The sequence below is a fragment of the Stenotrophomonas sp. STEN087 genome, from assembly GCF_056759115.1.
In genome coordinates this window covers 1-574 of sequence record NZ_JBRRCR010000175.1, presented here as the reverse complement: position 1 = coordinate 574, position 574 = coordinate 1, and the positions used below count along the sequence as shown (strand labels likewise).

The window sequence follows — 574 nt, the reverse complement described above, 5'->3', positions numbered from 1 at the left end:
CGGGGGGGGGGGGGGGGGGGGCGCCTCCTCTTGTTTTGTTCTAAATCTCCCCCCCCCCAAATTGGCCCGGTGCGCCCCCACCCTATCCCCCCAATCCGGGGCCCCCCCCCCACCAAAACAGCCGTGATCGTCTTCGACGGCGTCTGCGCCCTGTGCAGCCGCTGGGTGCGCTTCCTGCTGCGGTTCGACCGGCAGGGGCGCTACCGTTTCGCGGCGATGCAGGGCGCGCAGGGCAGTGCCTTGCTGCGCGCCCACGGTCTGGACCCGAACGACCCGCTGTCGTTCCTGCTGGTGGACGCGCAGGGCGCCTGGACCGATACCGATGCGATCCTGCGCGTGCTGACGGGGCTGGGTGGCCCGTGGCGCGTGGCAGGCGTGCTGCGCCTGCTGCCGCGCGCCTGGCGCGACGTGGCCTACCGTGCGCTGGCGCGCAACCGCTACCGCTGGTTCGGCCGGCACGACACCTGCTACCTGCCCAGCCCGGAACAGGCCACGCGCTTCCTCGATTGACCGCCGCCGTCTGCTCTTCTGTAGAGTCGAGCCATGCTCGACTGCTCCATCATCAGTCGAGCAT

Annotated in this window: 1 protein-coding gene; it reads left to right on the top strand. The window is 70.7% G+C overall.

All coding sequences use genetic code 11. The features are described 5' to 3' along the window. Positions 1-84: 84 nt before the first annotated feature. Positions 85-510: a thiol-disulfide oxidoreductase DCC family protein gene (locus tag ACVOK1_RS20510; RefSeq protein ID WP_481563096.1), complete on the top strand. Its 426-nt coding sequence runs from the start codon at positions 85-87 to the stop codon at positions 508-510. Positions 511-574 lie beyond the last annotated feature (64 nt).